Source organism: Microbacterium testaceum (assembly GCF_003075375.1).
In the GTDB taxonomy this organism is placed as follows: Bacteria; Actinomycetota; Actinomycetes; order Actinomycetales; family Microbacteriaceae; genus Microbacterium; species Microbacterium testaceum_E.
The window spans coordinates 13,976-30,704 of sequence record NZ_QDFT01000012.1 but is presented as its reverse complement, the minus strand read 5'-3'; the positions used below and the strand labels follow the sequence as shown (position 1 = coordinate 30,704).

The following is a 16,729-nucleotide window of genomic DNA, read 5'->3' as shown; positions in this document are numbered from 1 at the left end:
GGGAGCACGCGCGCGTGCCCCCAGGAGCGAGGGATGCCATGACGACCGACACCCGGGCACGGGCCACCGACACGACCACGACGCGCAAGCCGCACGCGTGGCCCTGGGCCGCGCTGGCCGGCATCGTCGCGGCCGCCGCGCTGCTCGCCGTGGCCGAACTCCTCGCCGCGCTGTTCGCGCGATCCGCGAGCCCGGTCCTGGCGGTCGGCTCGTTCATCGTCGACATCGTGCCCCGCCCGCTGAAGGAGCTGGCGATCACGCTCTTCGGCGAGTCCGACAAGATCGCCCTGCTCGTCGGTGTGGGCCTCGGTGCCGCCGTCGCCGCCGCCGTCGCCGGTGTGCTCGAGTACCGCTTCCGTTTCGTCGGGGCGGTCCTGCTGGGCATCGGCGGCATCCTCGCCACCGCCGCGATCATCACGCGCGCGGGAGCGGGCGCCCTGTCGTGGCTGCCGCCGGTGGTCGGCACCATCGCCGGCGTCGCCGTGCTGGTGCTGGCGATCGGGCGCCTGAAGCGCTGGATCGGACCCGCCCGGAACCGCGACGGCGAGACCGCCGGCACGGACCGCCGCCAGTTCCTGCTTTTCACCGGTCTGACCGCACTCGGCGCCGTCGTCGTCGGTGTCGGCGCCCGCGTGCTCAACGCCACCACCTCGTCGGTCGCCGCGGCCCGCGACGCCCTGCGCTTGCCGTCGCCCCGCCGCACCGTCACCGTCCCCGACGGCGCGAACTGGGAGATCGAGGGCCTGAGCCCGATCATCACCCCCAACAGCGACTTCTACCGCGTCGACACCGCCCTCACGGTGCCGAACGTCGACCCCACGACCTGGCGTCTGCAGATCGACGGCATGGTCGACACCCCCATCGAGCTGAGCTTCGACGACCTCGTCAACCGCGGCCTCGACGAGTACGGCGTGACCCTCACGTGCGTGTCGAACGAGGTCGGCGGCGATCTGGTCGGAAACGCCATCTGGACCGGTGTCCCCATCCGCGACATCCTGCGCATGGCGGGACCGCAGGCCGACGCCGACATGGTGCTCTCCGAGAGCGTCGACGGGTACACGGCATCCACCCCCCTCTCGGCGCTGGTCGACGACAACCTCGACGCGATCTTCGCGGTGGCTATGAACGGCGAGCCGCTCCCCTTCGAGCACGGCTTCCCCGTGCGCATGGTGGTCCCCGGCCTGTACGGCTACGTCTCGGCGACCAAGTGGGTCACCAAGCTCACCGTCACCCGCTTCGACAAGGACGAGGCCTACTGGACGCCCCGCGGCTACGCGGCGCAGGCGCCCATCAAGCTGTCGTCGCGCGTGGACACTCCCAAGATCGGCACCCCCGTCGCCGCGGGCACCGTGACCATCGCGGGCATGGCCTGGGCTCAGCCCGTCGGCGTGCAGAAGGTCGAAGTGCGCATCGACGACGGCGACTGGCAGGAGACCCAGCTGTCGAACCCCATCAACGACCAGTCGTGGGTGCAATGGCGCTTCGACTGGAACGCCGAGGCCGGCAGCCACTACATCGCCGTGCGCGCCACCGACAAGCAGGGCAACCTGCAGATCGAGCAGCAGGCGCCGATCGCGCCCGACGGCTCGAGCGGCTGGCAGCGCACCCTGGTCACCGTCTCGAGCTGACGACCGACCGCCGCCGACGACGCGCGTCCTTCTCAGGGAGGGCGCGCGTCGTCGCGTTTGCGGTGGTCGTCGCTGTCAATCGCTCGACCCGCGCGGCATCCGAGGGCATGATCGCTGTATGCCTGTCGCACGCACCACCCGCCCGAACGGTGGTCCCGAATGACCACGGTGCCCGATGAACCGACGGCCCCCACGGCCGCGCGTGCCGCTGAGGCCCCGCACCCGCTGGCCAGCATCCGCCGCTCCATCCCCCGCGACTGGGACGATCAGGTGGACCTGTTCGCGATCGTCAAACTCGACGGCGGCGGTTTCGTGCGCGGGTGGAACCACGGCGCCGAACGGATCAAGGGGTACACCGAGGACGAGATCATCGGCTCGCACTTCTCGCGGTTCTACCGCGCCGAGGCCCAGCGACGCGGACTGCCCGATCAGCTGCTCGCCGCCGCCCAGCGCGACGGGCACGTCGAGGACACCGGCTGGCGCGTCCGCCGCGACGGAACGGAGTTCTGGGCGCGCGTGACCATCTCGGCGATCCGCAACGGCGAAGGCCAGGTGCAGGGGTTCGTGAAGATCGTGCGCGACCTCACGAGCGAGAAGCAGGCCGCCGACGAGCGGGCCGCTCTGCGGCGCACCTTCGCGCACGACCTGCTGTCACCCGTCACCGCCCTGCGCGGCTACCTCGACCTGATCGGCGAGGAACTGCCCCCGGATCACCGCCTTCTGCGACTCGCCGGGGAGGCGAGCGACCACATCATCGCCATGGCGCAGGCGCTGATGAGCGACGTGGACAGCACCGCCGAGCGCGGGCGGCGACGCGCCACCCTCGATCTCATCGCGCGGGGAGCCGTCGCGGTCGTGCTGCCGGGCGACCTCGGTCGGGTGCGATTCGGACAGATGGATGCCGTCGCCATCCTTGGAGACGTCCTGGGCCTGCGTCGCGCGATCGCCAACGTGCTCGAGAACGCGGCGAAGTACTCGGACGACGTCATCGAGGTCGACGCCTTCGAGACCGACGAGGGTGCCGCCGTCCGCGTGCGCGACCACGGCCGGGGCATCCATCCCGACGACCTCGCCTCGATCACCCAGGAGGGCCACCGCGGACGCCTCGCCGACGACGGCGACGGGGGACGCGGGATAGGGCTCGCCAGCGTCCAGCAGATCGTGTCCGCGCACGGTGGCACGCTGCGCATCCGGAGCACGCTGGGCGAGGGGACGACCGTCGTGCTCTCGATCCCCCGCGCCGACGACGAGGCCGCGGGCTGAGGAGCCTCGGGCGCCTCGGCGACCGCTCAGCCGCGCCGGCGACCGCACCGCGGGCTGAGGTCGCTCGGGCGCGTCGGCGTCCGCTCGGCCGCGTGCACGGCTGAGGCGCGCGGTCAGGCCCCGGACGTGGTGAGGGTCGCGCCCGCCTGCTCGATCTCGCGTAGAGCGGCCGCGCTCGAGTCGGGGTGCACGCCCGCGATGAGGTCCGTGAGGACGCGGACGCGCCGCTGAGCCGCCACCGCGTCGAGGGTGGAGGCCCGCACGCAGTAATCCGTCGCGATCCCGACGATGTCGATGTCGAGGATGCCGTGCTCATCGAGGATCGATGCGGCCGTCTCGCCCTCGTCGGACACCCCCTCGAAGAGCGAGTAGGCCGGTCGCCCCTGCCCCTTCTTGAGGTGGTGGGTGACGCGGGAGGTGTCGAAGACGTCGTCGTACGCGGCTCCGTACGTGCCGCCGACGCAGTGCACGGGCCACGAATCGACGAAGTCGGGAGTGGCCGAGAAATGGCCGCCGTTGTCGTCGTCGCCGTGATGCCAATCGCGCGAGGCGACGATGACCGCGTACTCGTCGGCGTGATCGTCGAGGTACCGCGAGATCCGCTCGGCGACGGCGTCGCAGCCCTCGACGCCCAGGGCGCCCCGTTCGGTGAAATCGTTCTGGACGTCGACGATGAACAGCGCGCGGGTCATGCGTCGAGCCTAGACGCGAACGGTCGGTCTCATCCTCGGGCGAACAACAGCACGATCGAGATCACGAAGGCCACGGCGCCGAGCCCCAGCACGCCCGTGGCGAGAAGCGACACGAAGCGCACACCGGGCGAGGAGCGCGTCAAGCGCATCCGGTGCGCCGTACCGCGACGGTAGAAGATGTCGGCCATGTCGGCACGGCCGATCTTCTGATCGTCGTGCGCGGACAAGGGCGCCTCGTTCACTCCCCCGTCGTCGTCGAACCAGCGCACCACGCGGCCACCCTCGACGTCCTCGACCACCGCGCGCGCCGGCATCCACGTGCCGTCGGCCAACAGCAGGACGACGGCCACGAGCGCGAGCAGGGAGCCTCCGCCGAGTCCCACCCACGTGAAGATCTCGATGAGGGCATCGAGAGCGTTCGACACGGGGAGCTCCAGCGGGTAGCGGGCGGATGACGGGCCGTCGCGCGAGGGCGGGCCGGGGCGGCACCAGCTTACCGGGGTCGATGGGAGGGCCCGGGAACGGCGACGGGGGTGGGGTGGGAGGGCGCCATCCAGGATCGCGGGTGCGATGCGTCGGGCGGGTTCGCCCCGGGGCGGGCGGGGAAACCAAAAAGGCCCCCACCCGGTGGAAGCGGGTGAGGGCCTTCGGAGCCGCCTAAGGGAATCGAACCCTTGACCTATTCATTACGAGTGAATCGCTCTGCCGTCTGAGCTAAGGCGGCATGTGCGCGCTGTCGCGTGCACGATCATCGATCTTACATGCTCCAGAGCACTTCGCGGAACGCGATCAGTAATCGCCGCTCGCGGTGCGGTCGGCGAGGATGTCGCGACTCGACGAGAGACCGAGGCGCGTGGCGCCGGCGGCGATCATCTGCTCGGCCGCTTCGCGCGTGCGCACCCCGCCCGAGGCCTTGACCTCGGCGCGGTCGCCGACGGTCTGCTTCATCAGCTCGACGGCGTGCACCGATGCTCCACCGGCCGGGTGGAAGCCCGTGGAGGTCTTGACGAAGTCGGCGCCGGCGGTCACGGCCGCCTGACACACGGCGACGATCGCCTCGTCGCTGAGGGCCGCCGACTCGATGATGACCTTGAGCACGGTCGGGGCCGGAGCCGCCGCGCGCACGGCGCGGATCTCGGCCTCGACGAGGGCGTAATCCCCCGCGATGGCCGCACCGATGTCGATGACCATGTCGATCTCGTCGGCCCCCTGCGCCACCGACAGCGCCGCTTCGGCGGCCTTGACGTCGGCGTGGTGCTTGCCGCTGGGGAAGCCGCACACGACGGCGAGCTTGAGGCCCGCGGGTACCTCGACCGGCAGGAACGACGGCGAGATGCACACGCTGTAGGTACCGAGCTCGGCACCCTCGGCGATGAGGCGCTCGACGTCGGCACGGGTGGCCTCGGGCTTGAGCAGCGTGTGGTCGATGTAGGTCGCCAGGTCGGCGATGGGCGCGGTCATAGGGATCTCCTCGGGTCTGACGGAACAAGCCTAGGCGCGAGCGACGTCACTCGCAGCGCAGGCCCTCGGCGGGCACCGTGCCGTCGACGAGATAGTCGTCCACGGCGGCGTTCACGCAGTCGTTGCCCTTGTTGTAGGCGAGGTGCCCCTCGCCGACGTACGTGACGAGCACGCCCTGCGACAGCTGACCGGCGAGCGCCTGCGCCTCGGTGTACGGCGTGGCCGGATCGCCCGTCGTACCGAGCACGACGATCGGCGGAGAACCGGGGGCCGTGATCGGCGCCCGCGTGCCGGTGGGCGGAGCCGGCCACGCCGCACAGGCGTCGGGACCGAGCCAGTAGGGGGCGACGACGGGCGCCTTCTGCGACAGCTCCTGCTCGACGGCCGGATCGTCCTGGTCGCCCTCGTCGGGGTAGTCGACGCAGTTGTAGGCACGCAGGGCCTGCAGGGTGTTGTCCTGGTACTGCCCGTCGACGCGACCGTTGTAGAAGTCCGCGAGCTGGAAGGCGACCGAGGCGTCGCCGTTGAGCACGTCGGCGAGTGCCACGCGCAGATACGGCCAGCTCTGATCGCTGTAGAGCGCCGCCACGATCGCCGTGACGAGGGAGTCCGCGCCCAGGCGTCTTCCGTCGGGGCCTGTGAGCGGTCGGGCGTCGACGCGCGCGAGCAGCGACGACAGGTCGGCCATCGCATCGTCGACGGAGCCGCTGAACGGGCACTCGGACGTCGACAGGCAAGCGCCCATGAAGGCGCGCAGAGCGTTCTCGAACCCGACCGCCTGGGCGATCCCGCTCTCGGTGCCCGGAAGACTCGGGTCGATGCCGCCGTCGAGCACCATTCGTCCGACGCGCTCCGGGAACAACCCGGCATAGGTCGTGCCCAGGAACGATCCGTAGGAGAAGCCGAGGTAGTTCAGTTTCGGATCCCCCAGCACCGCACGGAGCAGATCCATGTCGCGCGCCGCATTCTCGGTGGAGATGTAGGGGAGGATGCCGTCGCTCCCCGCCGCGCAGGCCGCGGCGAAGTCGGCCTGGCGCTGCTCGAGGGCGGCGTTGCGCTCATCGCTCCCCCGGGTGCCCGGGGGGATGTCGTAGAGGAAGGCGTCCATGCCCGCCGCGTCGTAGCAGGTGACGGGTGCGGACTGCCCGACTCCGCGCGGGTCGAACCCGATCACGTCGTAGGAACGCGTGAGGTTCTCGTCGGCGACGAGCGAGAGGGAGTCGCGCACGGTGTCGACCCCGCTGACACCGGGTCCGCCGGGGTTGGTCAGCAACGACCCGAGCGGTTCCCCCGAGGTCGCCCGGTGGCGGATGACGGCCAGCTGCAGCTCGCCCGCCGAGGGATCGGCGTAGTCGCGCGGTGCCGTGACGGTGGTGCAGTCGAAACCCGCCGCGCCGCAATCGCTCCAGGTGAGCGTCTGGCCGTAGTAGGGCAGCAGGCTCGGGTCGATGCCCTCGGTCTGAGGTGCGGGCGATCGCGTCGTGTCGGGGGCCATCGGGGGGATCTGCGCGTACAGGCACCCGGACAGCGTCACGGCCAGGCCCGCGAGAGCCGCGACGGCGGCGGCGAGGCGGCGACGGGCGGTCACGGGGCGGATCCGTTGGCGACGGTGATCATGAGGCTCTCCAGCGCCAGCAGCGGTGCGGCGTTCTGCTCGAGGTTCTTCCGGGTGACCGAGATGCGGTCCAGCACCCCGAGGGTTCGGGCGGGGGTCCACTCCCCCGCGAGGGCGCGCAGCGCGTCGAGCCGCTCGCTGTTGACGAGGTCGGCCTCGCGTCCGTACTGGAGCATGACGACGTCGCGGAACAGCGACTGCAGATCGGTGAGCACGCGATCGATGCCGTCGCGCAGGCTCCGCGTGGCACGGCGCTTCTGATCGTCCTCGAGGGCGTTGACCTGCCCGCGGACGGAGGGCGGGACGGCCGCGCCCTCGGCGACACCGAGCATGCGCAGCAGCGCACGTCTCTCTTCGTCGTCGCGGGTGGCGGTGAGCGCCTTCGCGTCGTCGGTGGCGAGACGCACGATGCGTCCGGCGACGTCGACGGCGTCGCCGATGCCGCGCACCGCGAGGACCGCCGCGAGCGTCTCGGCCCGGCGGGCTCGCGCGTCGTCGTCGGTGGCGAGCCGCTGAGCCATGCCGATGTGCCGCTGCGCGTGACGGGCGGATTCCTCGGCTACGTCGGGGGTGACGCCGGTGCGCTCGACGATCAGCGCGGCCACGTCGGCGACCGAGGGCTCGCGCAACCGGAGCACGCGCACGCGCGAGCGGATCGTGGGGAGCAGGTCGGCGTCGCTGGGGGCGCAGAGCACCCACACCGTCTTCTCGGGGGGTTCTTCGAGCGCCTTGAGCAGGACGTTCGAGGTGCGCTCGGCCATGCGATCGGCGTCTTCGACGACGATCACACGGTGACGACCGAGCGAGGGGGCGAACGATGCGCGTTCGACCAGACGACGCGCCTCGTCGATGCGGATGACCACCTGCTCGGTGCGCAGGGCCGTGAGATCGGGATGGGTGCGCGCGAGGACCTGCTGCTGGGCCCGCTCGTCGCCCGGGTCGGCGATGAGGGCCGCCGCGAAGGCGTACGCGAGGGTCGAGCGACCCGAGCCGGGCGGGCCGGTGATGAGCCACGCATGGGCGAGGGCCGCCGGGTCGGACGCCGCCGCGCGCAGGGTGGCGACCGCGTCGTCCTGCCCCCACACCGCGTCCCACGGGAAGGGCGCCGCACCGACGGACGTGCTGATCGGGGCGTGCGCGACGGACATGGCATCCAGCCTAATCGCGGGGTCCGACACGACCGCGGGCGTCGGCTGTGGATGCCCCGAGGGTGCGGCGTCAGCGGCGGTGGCGACGTCAGCTCAAGCGGGCCACGACCGCCGCCTGCACGCGCTGCGCGAGCGACTCGGGCGGCTGCGTCGCGTCGAGGACGAGGAAGCGATCGGGCTCGGCCGCGGCGAGATCGAGGAACGCGGAGCGCACGCGCGCGTGGAACTCGCCCTTCTCGGCCTCGAGGCGGTCGAAGGGCTTGTCGTCGGCATCCAATCGCTGTCGAGCGGCGGCGGGATCGAGGTCGAGCAGCACGGTCAGGTCGGGCAGCAGCCCGTCGGTGGCCCACAGCGACAGCGCACGCACGTCGTGCGCGTCGAGCACACGGCCCGCGCCCTGATACGCGACCGAGGAGTCGAGGTAGCGGTCCTGGATGACGATGTCGCCCCGCGCGATCGCGGGACGAACGACGGTCTCGACGTGGTGGGCGCGGTCGGCCGCATACAGCAGCGCCTCGGCGCGCGGATCGATGTGACCGCGGTGGTGCAGGACGATGTCGCGGATGCGCACGCCCACGTCGGTACCGCCGGGTTCGCGCGTGCGGACCACGGAGCCGCCGCGGGCGCCGATCCACTGCTCCAGCAGCGCGGCCTGCGTCGTCTTGCCCGCCCCGTCGCCGCCCTCGAAGGTGACGAACAGGCCGGGCCCCCCGGCCGCCGCCGCGCGCGGAGCATGCAGCGGCCGGGTGCCGTCCTCGGTCACGACGACGACGCCGGCGCCTTGCGCGTGGTCGGGGCTTTGGCCGCCGTGGTCTTGGCGGCGGTCGTCTTCGCGGCGGTCGGCTTCGCGGCGGTCGTCTTCGCGGCCGTGCTCCGTGTCGTGGTCGCCTTGGTCGCCGTCGCCTTCGCGGCCGTCGACTTGACCGCGGTGGTCTTGGCCGCGGTCGTCTTGGCCGCCGTCGTCTTCGCCGCGGTGGTCTTGGCTGTCGTCGTCTTTCGGGCGGTCGTCGCCTTCTTGGGGGCCGGGCCCTTGGCCCGCTTGTCGGCGATCAGTTCGACGGCCCGCTCGAAGGTGATCTCGAGCGCGTTCTCGCCGCGCGGGACGGTCGCGTTCGTCTCGCCGTCGGTGACGTACGGGCCGAATCGGCCGTCCTTGAGCCGGATCGGCTTTCCGCTGACGGGATCCGCCTCGAACTCCTTCAACGCGCTGGAAGCACGGCGAGCGCCGTACTTGGGCTCGGCGTACCTCGCGATCGCCTCATCGAGCGTGATGTCGAAGATCTGCTGCTCGTTGTCGAGGGAGCGGGAGTCCGTGCCCTTCTTGAGGTACGGGCCGAAGCGGCCGTTCTGCGCGGTGATCTCGGCACCCGTCTCGGGATCGGCTCCGACGACGCGCGGCAGCGAGAGCAGCTGCAGGGCGGTACCGAGGTCGATCGTGTCGACCGACATCGAGCGGAACAGCGACGCCGTCCGGGGCTTGGGTGCGGCCTCTTTCTTGGTGGTGCGCTTCTTGGGCTGCTCGACGACCTCGCCGGTGGCCTGATCGACCTCGTCGGGCTCTTCGGGATCCACCTCTTGCACGTACGGACCGAAACGCCCGTCCTTCACGACGACGAGCTTGCCGTTCTCGGGGTTCTCACCGAGCACGCGGTCGCCCGCCACGGGAGCATCGATGAGCTCCTGCGCCTTCTCGGGCGTGAGCTCGTCGGGAGCGAGGTCTTCGGGGATGTTCACGATGCGCGGCTTGGCGTCGGCCTCGGCCGCGGGATCGGTGACCTCGAGGTACGGGCCGTACTTGCCGAAGCGCAGCGTGGCGGTGTCGGTGATGCGCGTCGAGTTGAGCTCTCGCGCGTCGATCTCGCCGAGGTTGTCGACGATGTGACGCAGACCGATCTGCTTGTCGGAGCCGAAGTAGAACTCCTTCAGCCATTCGGTGCGACGCTGCTCGCCGCGGGCGATCGCGTCGAGGTCGTCTTCGAGGGCCGCCGTGAAGTCGTAGTCGACGAGGTCGGCGAAGTGCTCTTCGAGCAGGCGCACCACGCTGAACGCGAGCCAGCTGGGAACGAGAGCCTGGCCGCGCTTGGTGACGTAGCCGCGATCGAGGATCACGCCGATGATGCTGGCGAAGGTCGAGGGACGACCGATGCCCTTCTCTTCGAGGGCCTTGACCAGGCTCGCCTCGGTGTAGCGGGGCTTGGGCGAGGTGCTGTGCCCCTTGGGCTCGACGTCGCTGATCGCGAGTTCGTCGCCCACCGACACGGCCGGGAGCGACTGGTCGGCGTCGGTGTCGCGGTCGTTGCGCTTCTCGTCGGCGCCTTCTTCGTACGCCTCGAGGAAGCCCTTGAAGGTGTAGACGGTTCCGGATGCCGTGAACTCGGCGACTTTGTCGGCCGCGTCGACGGTGAGCGTCACCGTCGTGGTCTCGTACTTGGCATCCGCCATCTGGCTGGCGACCGTGCGCTTCCAGATCAGGTCGTACAGCTTCTGCTCGTCGCGGTCGAGCGAGGAGGCGAGCGACGACGGCGTACGGAAGGTCTCGCCCGAGGGACGGATGGCCTCGTGCGCCTCTTGCGCGTTCTTGGACTTGCTCTTGTAGACGCGCGGGTTGGCCGGCACGGCCTTGTCGCCGTACAGAGCGACGGCCTGAGCCCGGGCGGCCGAGATGGCCTGGCCCGACAGCGCGACCGAGTCGGTACGCATGTAGGTGATGAAGCCCTTCTCGTAGAGCCGCTGCGCGACGCCCATGGCGTGCTTGGCGCTCATCGAGAGCTTGCGACCCGCTTCCTGCTGCATGGTCGAGGTGGTGAAGGGGGCGCGCGGGCTGCGGGTTCCGGGCTTGGCCTCGACCTTGGCGACGGTCGCGCGAGCGGCGGCCGTGATGGCGTCGGCCAGCGAGCGGGCGGCGGTCTCGTCGAGGACGACGACGGCCTTCTTGAGCTGACCGTTGTCGTCGTAGTCGCCGCCGCGGGCGATCGGGGCGCCGTCGAGGCGGTTCAGGCGCGTGGTGAACGACGAACCCGCCTGCGAGGCGAGCGCCTCGACGTCCCAGTAGGAGGCGGAGACGAACGCCATGCGCTCGCGCTCGCGCTCGACCACCATGCGGGTCGCGGCCGACTGCACGCGGCCGGCGCTGAGCGCCGTGCCCTCGCGACCGGAACCGACCTTGCGCCACAGCACGGGCGAGACGTCCCAGCCGTAGAGGCGGTCGAGGACGCGACGCGTCTCTTGGGCGTCGACGAGCGAGACGTCGAGCTCGCGGGTGTGCTCGGCGGCCTCTTTGATGGCGTCCTTGGTGATCTCGTGGAAGATCATGCGACGCACGGGGACCTTGGGCTTGAGGACCTCGAGCAGGTGCCACGCGATGGCCTCGCCCTCGCGGTCACCATCAGTGGCGAGCAGGACTTCGTCGGCGCCCTTGAGAGCCCGCTTGAGCTCGGCCACCGTCTTGGTCTTGCGGTCGTTGACGACGTAGAAGGGGTCGAAGTCGTTCTCGACATCGATGGAGTACTTGCCGTACGCCGCCTTCTTGTCGGCGGGGATCTCTTTCTTCGATGCGAGGTCGCGGATGTGACCGACCGAACTGAGCACCTCGTAGTCGTCGCCGAGGTATCCCTGGATCGACTTCATCTTCGTCGGGGACTCGACGATGACGAGTTTCTTGCCGTTTGCCACTGGGGTCCTTTCGTCGATGCACACCATACACACGCCTCCCTGTCCGGGTTCCGGGAGGTCTCACGGGCTCGAAGCATCGGGGGGTCCGGCCCGCGAATGCGCATCGAATGAAATCCCACCGTACGCCCCGGCGACGCCGATGGTGGCGACGAGGCCGTCGAGTTCGCACGAGGCGAGGCGCGCCCCGCCCGCCTCGGCGACGAGCCGGGCCTCGGCGCAGGGGCTGCCCGCGACGGCGCCGCTCGCCGCGTCGGCCGCCGCGAGCGCCGCCGCGTCGGCGGTTCCGGCCAGTCGCTGCGCCGCGACCGCGGCGCCGCCGACCAGGGCCAGAGAGGCGCTCGCGACCACCACGACGGCGACGATCCCGGTCGTGGCCACGGCTCCGGGCATCAGCGTCCCCCGTCGAGGGCGCACGCGCGGGCCGACAACGGAGGCAGCGGCAGCGCGCCCCGTGCGGACGCGGTCGCGGTGACGCAGACCAGTCCGTCACGGCGGTCGACGGCGGCCGTGCCACCCGCCTCGGCGACGGCGGCGAGCGCGTCGGGATCATCGCGTCCGAGCAGTCGCGCGGACTCGTTCGCGGCGTGCTGCAGCCGGACGTTCGTCGCCGCGGCGCCGACCGCCCCGATACCGAGCGCGAGCACGACGATCACGGCCGGCAGGGCGACGGCGAACTCGGCGGTCACGGCGCCCCGTTCGTCGAACACGCGGTTCATTGCACGGTCAGGGCGCGGCGGACGAGGTCGGTGAGGATGCCGCGCACCTCATCGCTGCGCATGATCATCACGAGCAGCCCCGCGAACGCGACCGCCGCCATCGTGGCGATCGCGTATTCGGCGGTGGCGGCGCCGCGTTCGTCGAGGAAAAGCGCGTGAGCCCGGGGGGAGTCGAGCGTCGGCAGGGCGGACGGGGCGGTGGCGGGACGGCGGAACGGGTTCATGGGGACTCCTCGGTGGAAAGGGTGGACGGGTCAGGGCAGGGGGCTCGCGCGCAGCAGGCCGAGCATCATCGGCACCACGGCGAGCAGCAGGAAGGCGGGCAGGGTGCAGACGCCGAGCGGCAGCAGCAGGCGGGTCGACAGACGCGCCGCCGCGGTGCGACCGGCGGTGCGGGCTCGATGCCGGGCGATCCACGCGTCGCCGCGCAGCAGCTCGGCGGCGGGCACCCCCGCACGCACCGCCAGGGCGATGGTGCGATCGACGTCGGTGTCGTCGGCGATGCCGGGACCGCTGCGCTCGTCCACGAGGAGGCGGGCGCGGTCGACCGAGACCCCCGACGACAGCGCCACCGCCCACAGTTCCGCTCGGAGCCCGGGAGTCGACACCCGTCGCCGCGCCGCCGTCGACAGCCGGCCGGTCCACACCCGCGCCGCGACCGACAGCGCGAGCCCCCCGACGAGGCACACGGCACCGGAGGGCTCGGTCACGAACGTGCGCAGGGGGTCGACGCCCATCGTCATCCCCATCGGCACCCCCAGCACCGGCAGCCACCCGAGCAGTCGCGCCGTGGCCACCGGTTCGGCCAGGGCCACGTCGATGTCGGCGCCCACCTCGGCGGCCTCACGCAGGCTCGCCGCCACCGTGCGCAGGGTGTCGGCGAGCGGCGCTCCGGTCTCGACGGCCACGGTCCAGATCGCGGCGACATCCCTCCAGGCCGCGCCCGCCGCGCGGAGCGGGACGCCGACGTCCCCTCCGCGTCCGGCCGCCTCCGCCGCCGCGCGCAGGGTCTCGTCCCCCGTCTCGGCGAGGTGGGCCCAGGCCGTCGGCGCCGACGCCCCGGCCGAGAGCAGCACGGCCAGACGCAGGACCGTCTCGAGGGGGTCCGCTTCCACCCGTCGGCGCGTCACGACCACTCCCGGGGCTCGATCCGCAGGCGGCCGTCCTGGACCACAGGACGCCCCCATCCCGCGACCCGTCGACGGCCGTGGACGCGCTCCACGTGCACGATCGCGTCGATGGCGGATGCGCTCTGCCGGGCCATGGTCGCCGGGTCCATGCCCGCCAGGGCGCCCAGCGCCTCGAGTCGGGAGGCGACGTCGACCAGGCTCCGCGCGTGCAGCGTGCCGGCTCCTCCGTCGTGGCCGGTGTTGAGCGCGGCGAGCAGCTCGCGCACCTCGGGGCCGCGGCATTCGCCCACGACGAGGCGGTCGGGGCGCATGCGCAGCGCCTCGCGCACGAGCCGGGCGAGACCGACGCCACCGGCGCCCTCGAGGTTGGGCTGACGGGCCTCCAGAGCGACGTGGTGCGGGTGGCGCGGCCGGAGCTCGCACACCTCTTCTATGGTGACGATCCGTTCGTCGGCGGGTACCGCCGACAGCAGCGCCGTCAGCAGGGTCGTCTTGCCGGCCCCGGTGGCCCCCGAGACGAGCACGTTCTCGCGGCGCTCGACGAGCGACTCGAGTCGCCGACGCGCCGATGCCGACAGCATGCCCGAACGCTCGAGCGCCGCGAGGTCGAGAGCATGGCGTCGCGGGATGCGCACCGAGATACTCGTGCCGCGCACGGCGACGGGCGCGAGCACGGCGTGCACCCGGACGCCGTGGTCGAGACGGACGTCGACGCAGGGAGAGGCGTCGTCGAGGTGGCGCCCGCCGAGCGCGATGAGCCGCACGGCGAGGCGACGCACCTCTGCTTCGTCGGCGCTCCACGACGGCACGCGTTCGAGCCCCGCTCCGCGATCCACGAAGAGGCCGTCCTCGCCGTTGACCAGCAGGTCGGTGATGCGCGGGTCGTCCAGGAACGGGCGCAGGAAGGTCAGCGCGGCGTCGTCGTCGCCGGTGGGCGACGCGCTCGCGGCGGGGAGTCGCGGAGGGAGCGGGGAGGACATGCCCCGACGCTAGAGACGACCGGGCAGACCGCGCGGGTCTCACGGCCGCTTCCGGGGAGAGAAGCCCCGTGGACGCGGCTGGGGAGGAAGAGGCGAGCCGGTGGTCCACCCCGCAAAAAAAGAAGGGGCGGCATCCCTACAGTGGGGGGCGAGGGATGCCGCCACGCGCCGGAGAAAAATTGGGGGGCTCTCTCCGGCGCGAATGCCGAAAGCGATGTTCGGGCGAAGAACAGACTACGCGCGGGGAGCGACCGAACCCAACTCATCGAACATATTCATCGCGATATATCACCTGTTTCCCACCCGGCGGATGCCAACTATCGGAGGTGGCCCCTGTCGGAGGCGGTCGCTAGCGTGACCGAGTGGAGACGCCGTGCACCGTCGCGGGCGTCCAGGAACGCGAAGGAGCGCCGCGATGAGCAGCCAGATCGACCACCTCCTCACCGAGACCCGCCGGTTCGCCCCGTCGGCCGCTTTCGCCGGCAACGCCGTCGCCGATCGCAGCCTGTATGAGCGCGCGGCCGCCGACCGCGAGGGCTTCTGGGCCGACCAGGCCCGGGAACTGCACTGGCACACGCCGTTCACCACGGTGCTGGACTGGTCCAACCCGCCCTTCGCCGAGTGGTTCGCGGACGGCGAGCTGAACGTCGCCTACAACTGCCTCGACCGCCACGTCGAGGCCGGCAACGGCGATCGCATCGCCCTGCGGTGGGAGGGCGAGCCGGGCGACCAGCGCAACGTCACCTACGCCGAGCTGACCGACGAGGTCAAGCGCCTCGCCAACGTGCTGACCGACCTCGGCGTCGAGAAGGGCGACCGCGTCGCCCTGTACCTGCCCATGATCCCCGAGGCGATCGCCTCGATGCTCGCGGTCGCGCGCATCGGCGCGGTGCACTCGGTCGTGTTCGGCGGCTTCTCGGCCGACAGCCTGCGCGCCCGCATCGACGATGCCGGGGCCAAGGTCGTCATCACCGCCGACGGCGGGTGGCGCAAGGGCAAGGTGTCGCCGCTGAAGCCCGCGGTCGACCAGGCCCTCGCGGACCGCAACGGCTCCGGCATCCAGGAGACCGTCGAACACGTCCTCGTCGTCAAGCGCGGCGAGAACGACGTCGAGTGGACCGACGACCGCGACATCTGGTGGCACGACGTCGTGCCGCAGGCCTCGGCGGATCACGAGGCGCAGGCGTTCCCCGCCGAGACGCCGCTGTTCATCCTGTACACCTCGGGCACGACCGGAAAGCCCAAGGGCATCCTGCACACCTCGGGCGGTTACCTGACGCAGGCGGCGTTCACCAACCGCGTCGTGCACGACGTGCACCCCGAGACCGACGTCTACTGGTGCACCGCCGACATCGGCTGGATCACCGGTCACTCGTACGTGACCTACGGCCCGCTCGCCAACGGTGCGACGCAGCTGCTCTACGAGGGGACCCCCGACACCCCGCACCCCGGCCGCTGGTGGGAGCTCATCCAGAACCACGGCGTGACCGTCTTCTACACGGCCCCCACCGCGATCCGCTCGTTCATGAAGATCGGTCGCGACGTGCCGCAGAGCTTCGACCTGTCGTCGCTGCGCCTGCTCGGCTCGGTGGGCGAGCCCATCAACCCCGAGGCTTGGGTCTGGTACCGCGAGATCATCGGCGCGGACGAGACCCCGATCGTCGACACGTGGTGGCAGACCGAGACCGGGGCGATCATGATCTCGGCCCTGCCGGGCGTCACCGAGACCAAGCCCGGCTCGGCCCAGGTGCCCGTGCCCGGGATCTCGATCGCCGTCGTCGACGACAGCGGCGAGCCGGTCGGCAACGGTTCCGGCGGGCTGCTGGTGGTGACCGAACCGTGGCCGAGCATGCTGCGCGGCATCTGGGGCGACCCGGACCGCTACCGCGAGACCTACTGGGAGAAGTTCGCCGACAAGGGCTACTACTTCGCCGGTGACGGCGCCCGCCTCGACGACGACGGCGACGTCTGGCTGCTGGGCCGCGTCGACGACGTGATGAACGTCTCGGGCCACCGCCTGTCGACGGCCGAGATCGAGTCGGCCCTGGTCGGTCACGAGGGCGTCGCCGAGGCCGCCGTCGTGGGCGCGTCCGACGAGACGACCGGCCAGGCGGTCGTGGCCTTCGTGATCATCAAGAGCCGCTACCTGAAGCAGAACCCCGTCGAGGGCCTGGGCGACGAGCTGCGCCGGTGGGTGGGCGAGCAGATCGGTCCGATCGCGCGTCCCCGCGACGTCTACATCGTCGGCGAGCTGCCCAAGACCCGCTCGGGCAAGATCATGCGCCGGCTCCTGCGCGACGTCGCCGAGGGCCGCGAGGTCGGCGACACCACGACCCTCGCCGACACGGCCGTGATGAGCGTCATCAGCGCCCAGGTGAAGTGAGGACGGCGAGGGATGCCGAGACTCCCGGCATCCCTCCCCTC

General features: G+C 71.4%; 15 protein-coding genes and 1 tRNA gene. 3 read left to right on the top strand and 13 right to left on the bottom strand.

The window, feature by feature from the left end; all coding sequences use genetic code 11:
* Positions 1–38 precede the first annotated feature (38 nt).
* Together DC432_RS06780 and DC432_RS06775 are read left to right on the top strand one after the other, a co-directional pair.
* Positions 39–1,628, top strand: a complete 1,590-nt coding sequence (locus tag DC432_RS06780) for a molybdopterin-dependent oxidoreductase (protein WP_116537219.1) — start codon at positions 39–41, stop codon at positions 1,626–1,628.
* A 159-nt stretch (positions 1,629–1,787) separates the two neighbouring features.
* Complete coding sequence (locus DC432_RS06775) at positions 1,788–2,891, top strand: ATP-binding protein (protein ID WP_116537218.1); 1,104 nt, start codon at positions 1,788–1,790, stop codon at positions 2,889–2,891.
* 113 nt (positions 2,892–3,004) lie between these two features.
* Here the strand turns inward: DC432_RS06775 and DC432_RS06770 are convergent, their stop codons facing one another.
* The 13 genes from DC432_RS06770 to DC432_RS06710 all read right to left on the bottom strand — a co-directional run bounded on the left by DC432_RS06770 (position 3,005) and on the right by DC432_RS06710 (position 14,305).
* Positions 3,005–3,583: an isochorismatase family protein gene (locus tag DC432_RS06770; protein ID WP_116537217.1), complete on the bottom strand. Its 579-nt coding sequence runs from the start codon at positions 3,581–3,583 to the stop codon at positions 3,005–3,007.
* Between the two features lie 29 nt (positions 3,584–3,612).
* Positions 3,613–4,008: a hypothetical protein gene (locus DC432_RS06765; RefSeq protein ID WP_116537216.1), complete on the bottom strand. Its 396-nt coding sequence runs from the start codon at positions 4,006–4,008 to the stop codon at positions 3,613–3,615.
* 226 nt (positions 4,009–4,234) lie between these two features.
* A tRNA-Thr gene (locus DC432_RS06760) sits at positions 4,235–4,307 on the bottom strand.
* A gap of 65 nt (positions 4,308–4,372) precedes the next feature.
* Positions 4,373–5,044, bottom strand: coding sequence for a deoxyribose-phosphate aldolase (gene deoC / locus DC432_RS06755; protein ID WP_116537215.1), 672 nt, complete (start codon positions 5,042–5,044; stop codon positions 4,373–4,375).
* 46 nt (positions 5,045–5,090) lie between these two features.
* Positions 5,091–6,632 carry an alpha/beta hydrolase gene (locus tag DC432_RS06750; RefSeq protein ID WP_243393059.1) on the bottom strand — a complete coding sequence of 514 codons (1,542 nt, stop codon included), beginning with the start codon at positions 6,630–6,632 and terminating at the stop codon, positions 5,091–5,093.
* Entirely contained in the window at positions 6,629–7,807 is a 1,179-nt protein-coding gene (locus DC432_RS06745; protein WP_165801210.1) for a DNA polymerase III subunit delta', read from the bottom strand. Before DC432_RS06745 ends, DC432_RS06750 begins: the two co-directional genes overlap by 4 nt.
* Before the next feature lie 88 nt (positions 7,808–7,895).
* Positions 7,896–8,570: a dTMP kinase gene (gene tmk / locus DC432_RS06740; protein WP_116537214.1), complete on the bottom strand. Its 675-nt coding sequence runs from the start codon at positions 8,568–8,570 to the stop codon at positions 7,896–7,898.
* Positions 8,567–11,479: a type I DNA topoisomerase gene (gene topA / locus DC432_RS06735; protein ID WP_116537213.1), complete on the bottom strand. Its 2,913-nt coding sequence runs from the start codon at positions 11,477–11,479 to the stop codon at positions 8,567–8,569. The genes tmk and topA overlap by 4 nt, the downstream gene beginning before the upstream one ends.
* 60 nt (positions 11,480–11,539) lie before the next feature.
* On the bottom strand, positions 11,540–11,869 hold the full coding sequence (locus tag DC432_RS06730) for an Rv3654c family TadE-like protein (RefSeq protein WP_116537212.1): 330 nt from the start codon (positions 11,867–11,869) through the stop codon (positions 11,540–11,542).
* Entirely contained in the window at positions 11,869–12,186 is a 318-nt protein-coding gene (locus tag DC432_RS06725) for a TadE family type IV pilus minor pilin (RefSeq protein ID WP_243393058.1), read from the bottom strand. Before DC432_RS06725 ends, DC432_RS06730 begins: the two co-directional genes overlap by 1 nt.
* Before the next feature lie 5 nt (positions 12,187–12,191).
* On the bottom strand, positions 12,192–12,419 hold the full coding sequence (locus tag DC432_RS06720) for a DUF4244 domain-containing protein (RefSeq protein ID WP_243393057.1): 228 nt from the start codon (positions 12,417–12,419) through the stop codon (positions 12,192–12,194).
* Between the two features lie 30 nt (positions 12,420–12,449).
* Entirely contained in the window at positions 12,450–13,310 is an 861-nt protein-coding gene (locus tag DC432_RS06715) for a type II secretion system F family protein (RefSeq protein WP_243393056.1), read from the bottom strand.
* Positions 13,311–13,321: 11 nt separating this feature from the next.
* On the bottom strand, positions 13,322–14,305 hold the full coding sequence (locus DC432_RS06710) for a TadA family conjugal transfer-associated ATPase (protein WP_116537209.1): 984 nt from the start codon (positions 14,303–14,305) through the stop codon (positions 13,322–13,324).
* Between the two features lie 415 nt (positions 14,306–14,720).
* Here DC432_RS06710 and acs point away from each other — a divergent pair, with 415 nt between their 5' ends.
* On the top strand, positions 14,721–16,688 hold the full coding sequence (gene acs, locus DC432_RS06705) for an acetate--CoA ligase (protein WP_116537208.1): 1,968 nt from the start codon (positions 14,721–14,723) through the stop codon (positions 16,686–16,688).
* Positions 16,689–16,729 lie beyond the last annotated feature (41 nt).

Coding starts and splice junctions, on each gene's coding strand:
- DC432_RS06780 (WP_116537219.1), top strand. CDS start 39: ATGACGACCGACACCCGGGCACGGGCCACCGACACGACCACGACGCGC.
- DC432_RS06775 (WP_116537218.1), top strand. CDS start 1,788: ATGACCACGGTGCCCGATGAACCGACGGCCCCCACGGCCGCGCGTGCC.
- DC432_RS06770 (WP_116537217.1), bottom strand. CDS start 3,583: ATGACCCGCGCGCTGTTCATCGTCGACGTCCAGAACGATTTCACCGAA.
- deoC (WP_116537215.1), bottom strand. CDS start 5,044: ATGACCGCGCCCATCGCCGACCTGGCGACCTACATCGACCACACGCTG.
- DC432_RS06745 (WP_165801210.1), bottom strand. CDS start 7,807: ATGTCCGTCGCGCACGCCCCGATCAGCACGTCCGTCGGTGCGGCGCCC.
- DC432_RS06730 (WP_116537212.1), bottom strand. CDS start 11,869: ATGCCCGGAGCCGTGGCCACGACCGGGATCGTCGCCGTCGTGGTGGTC.
- DC432_RS06720 (WP_243393057.1), bottom strand. CDS start 12,419: ATGAACCCGTTCCGCCGTCCCGCCACCGCCCCGTCCGCCCTGCCGACG.
- DC432_RS06710 (WP_116537209.1), bottom strand. CDS start 14,305: ATGTCCTCCCCGCTCCCTCCGCGACTCCCCGCCGCGAGCGCGTCGCCC.
- acs (WP_116537208.1), top strand. CDS start 14,721: ATGAGCAGCCAGATCGACCACCTCCTCACCGAGACCCGCCGGTTCGCC.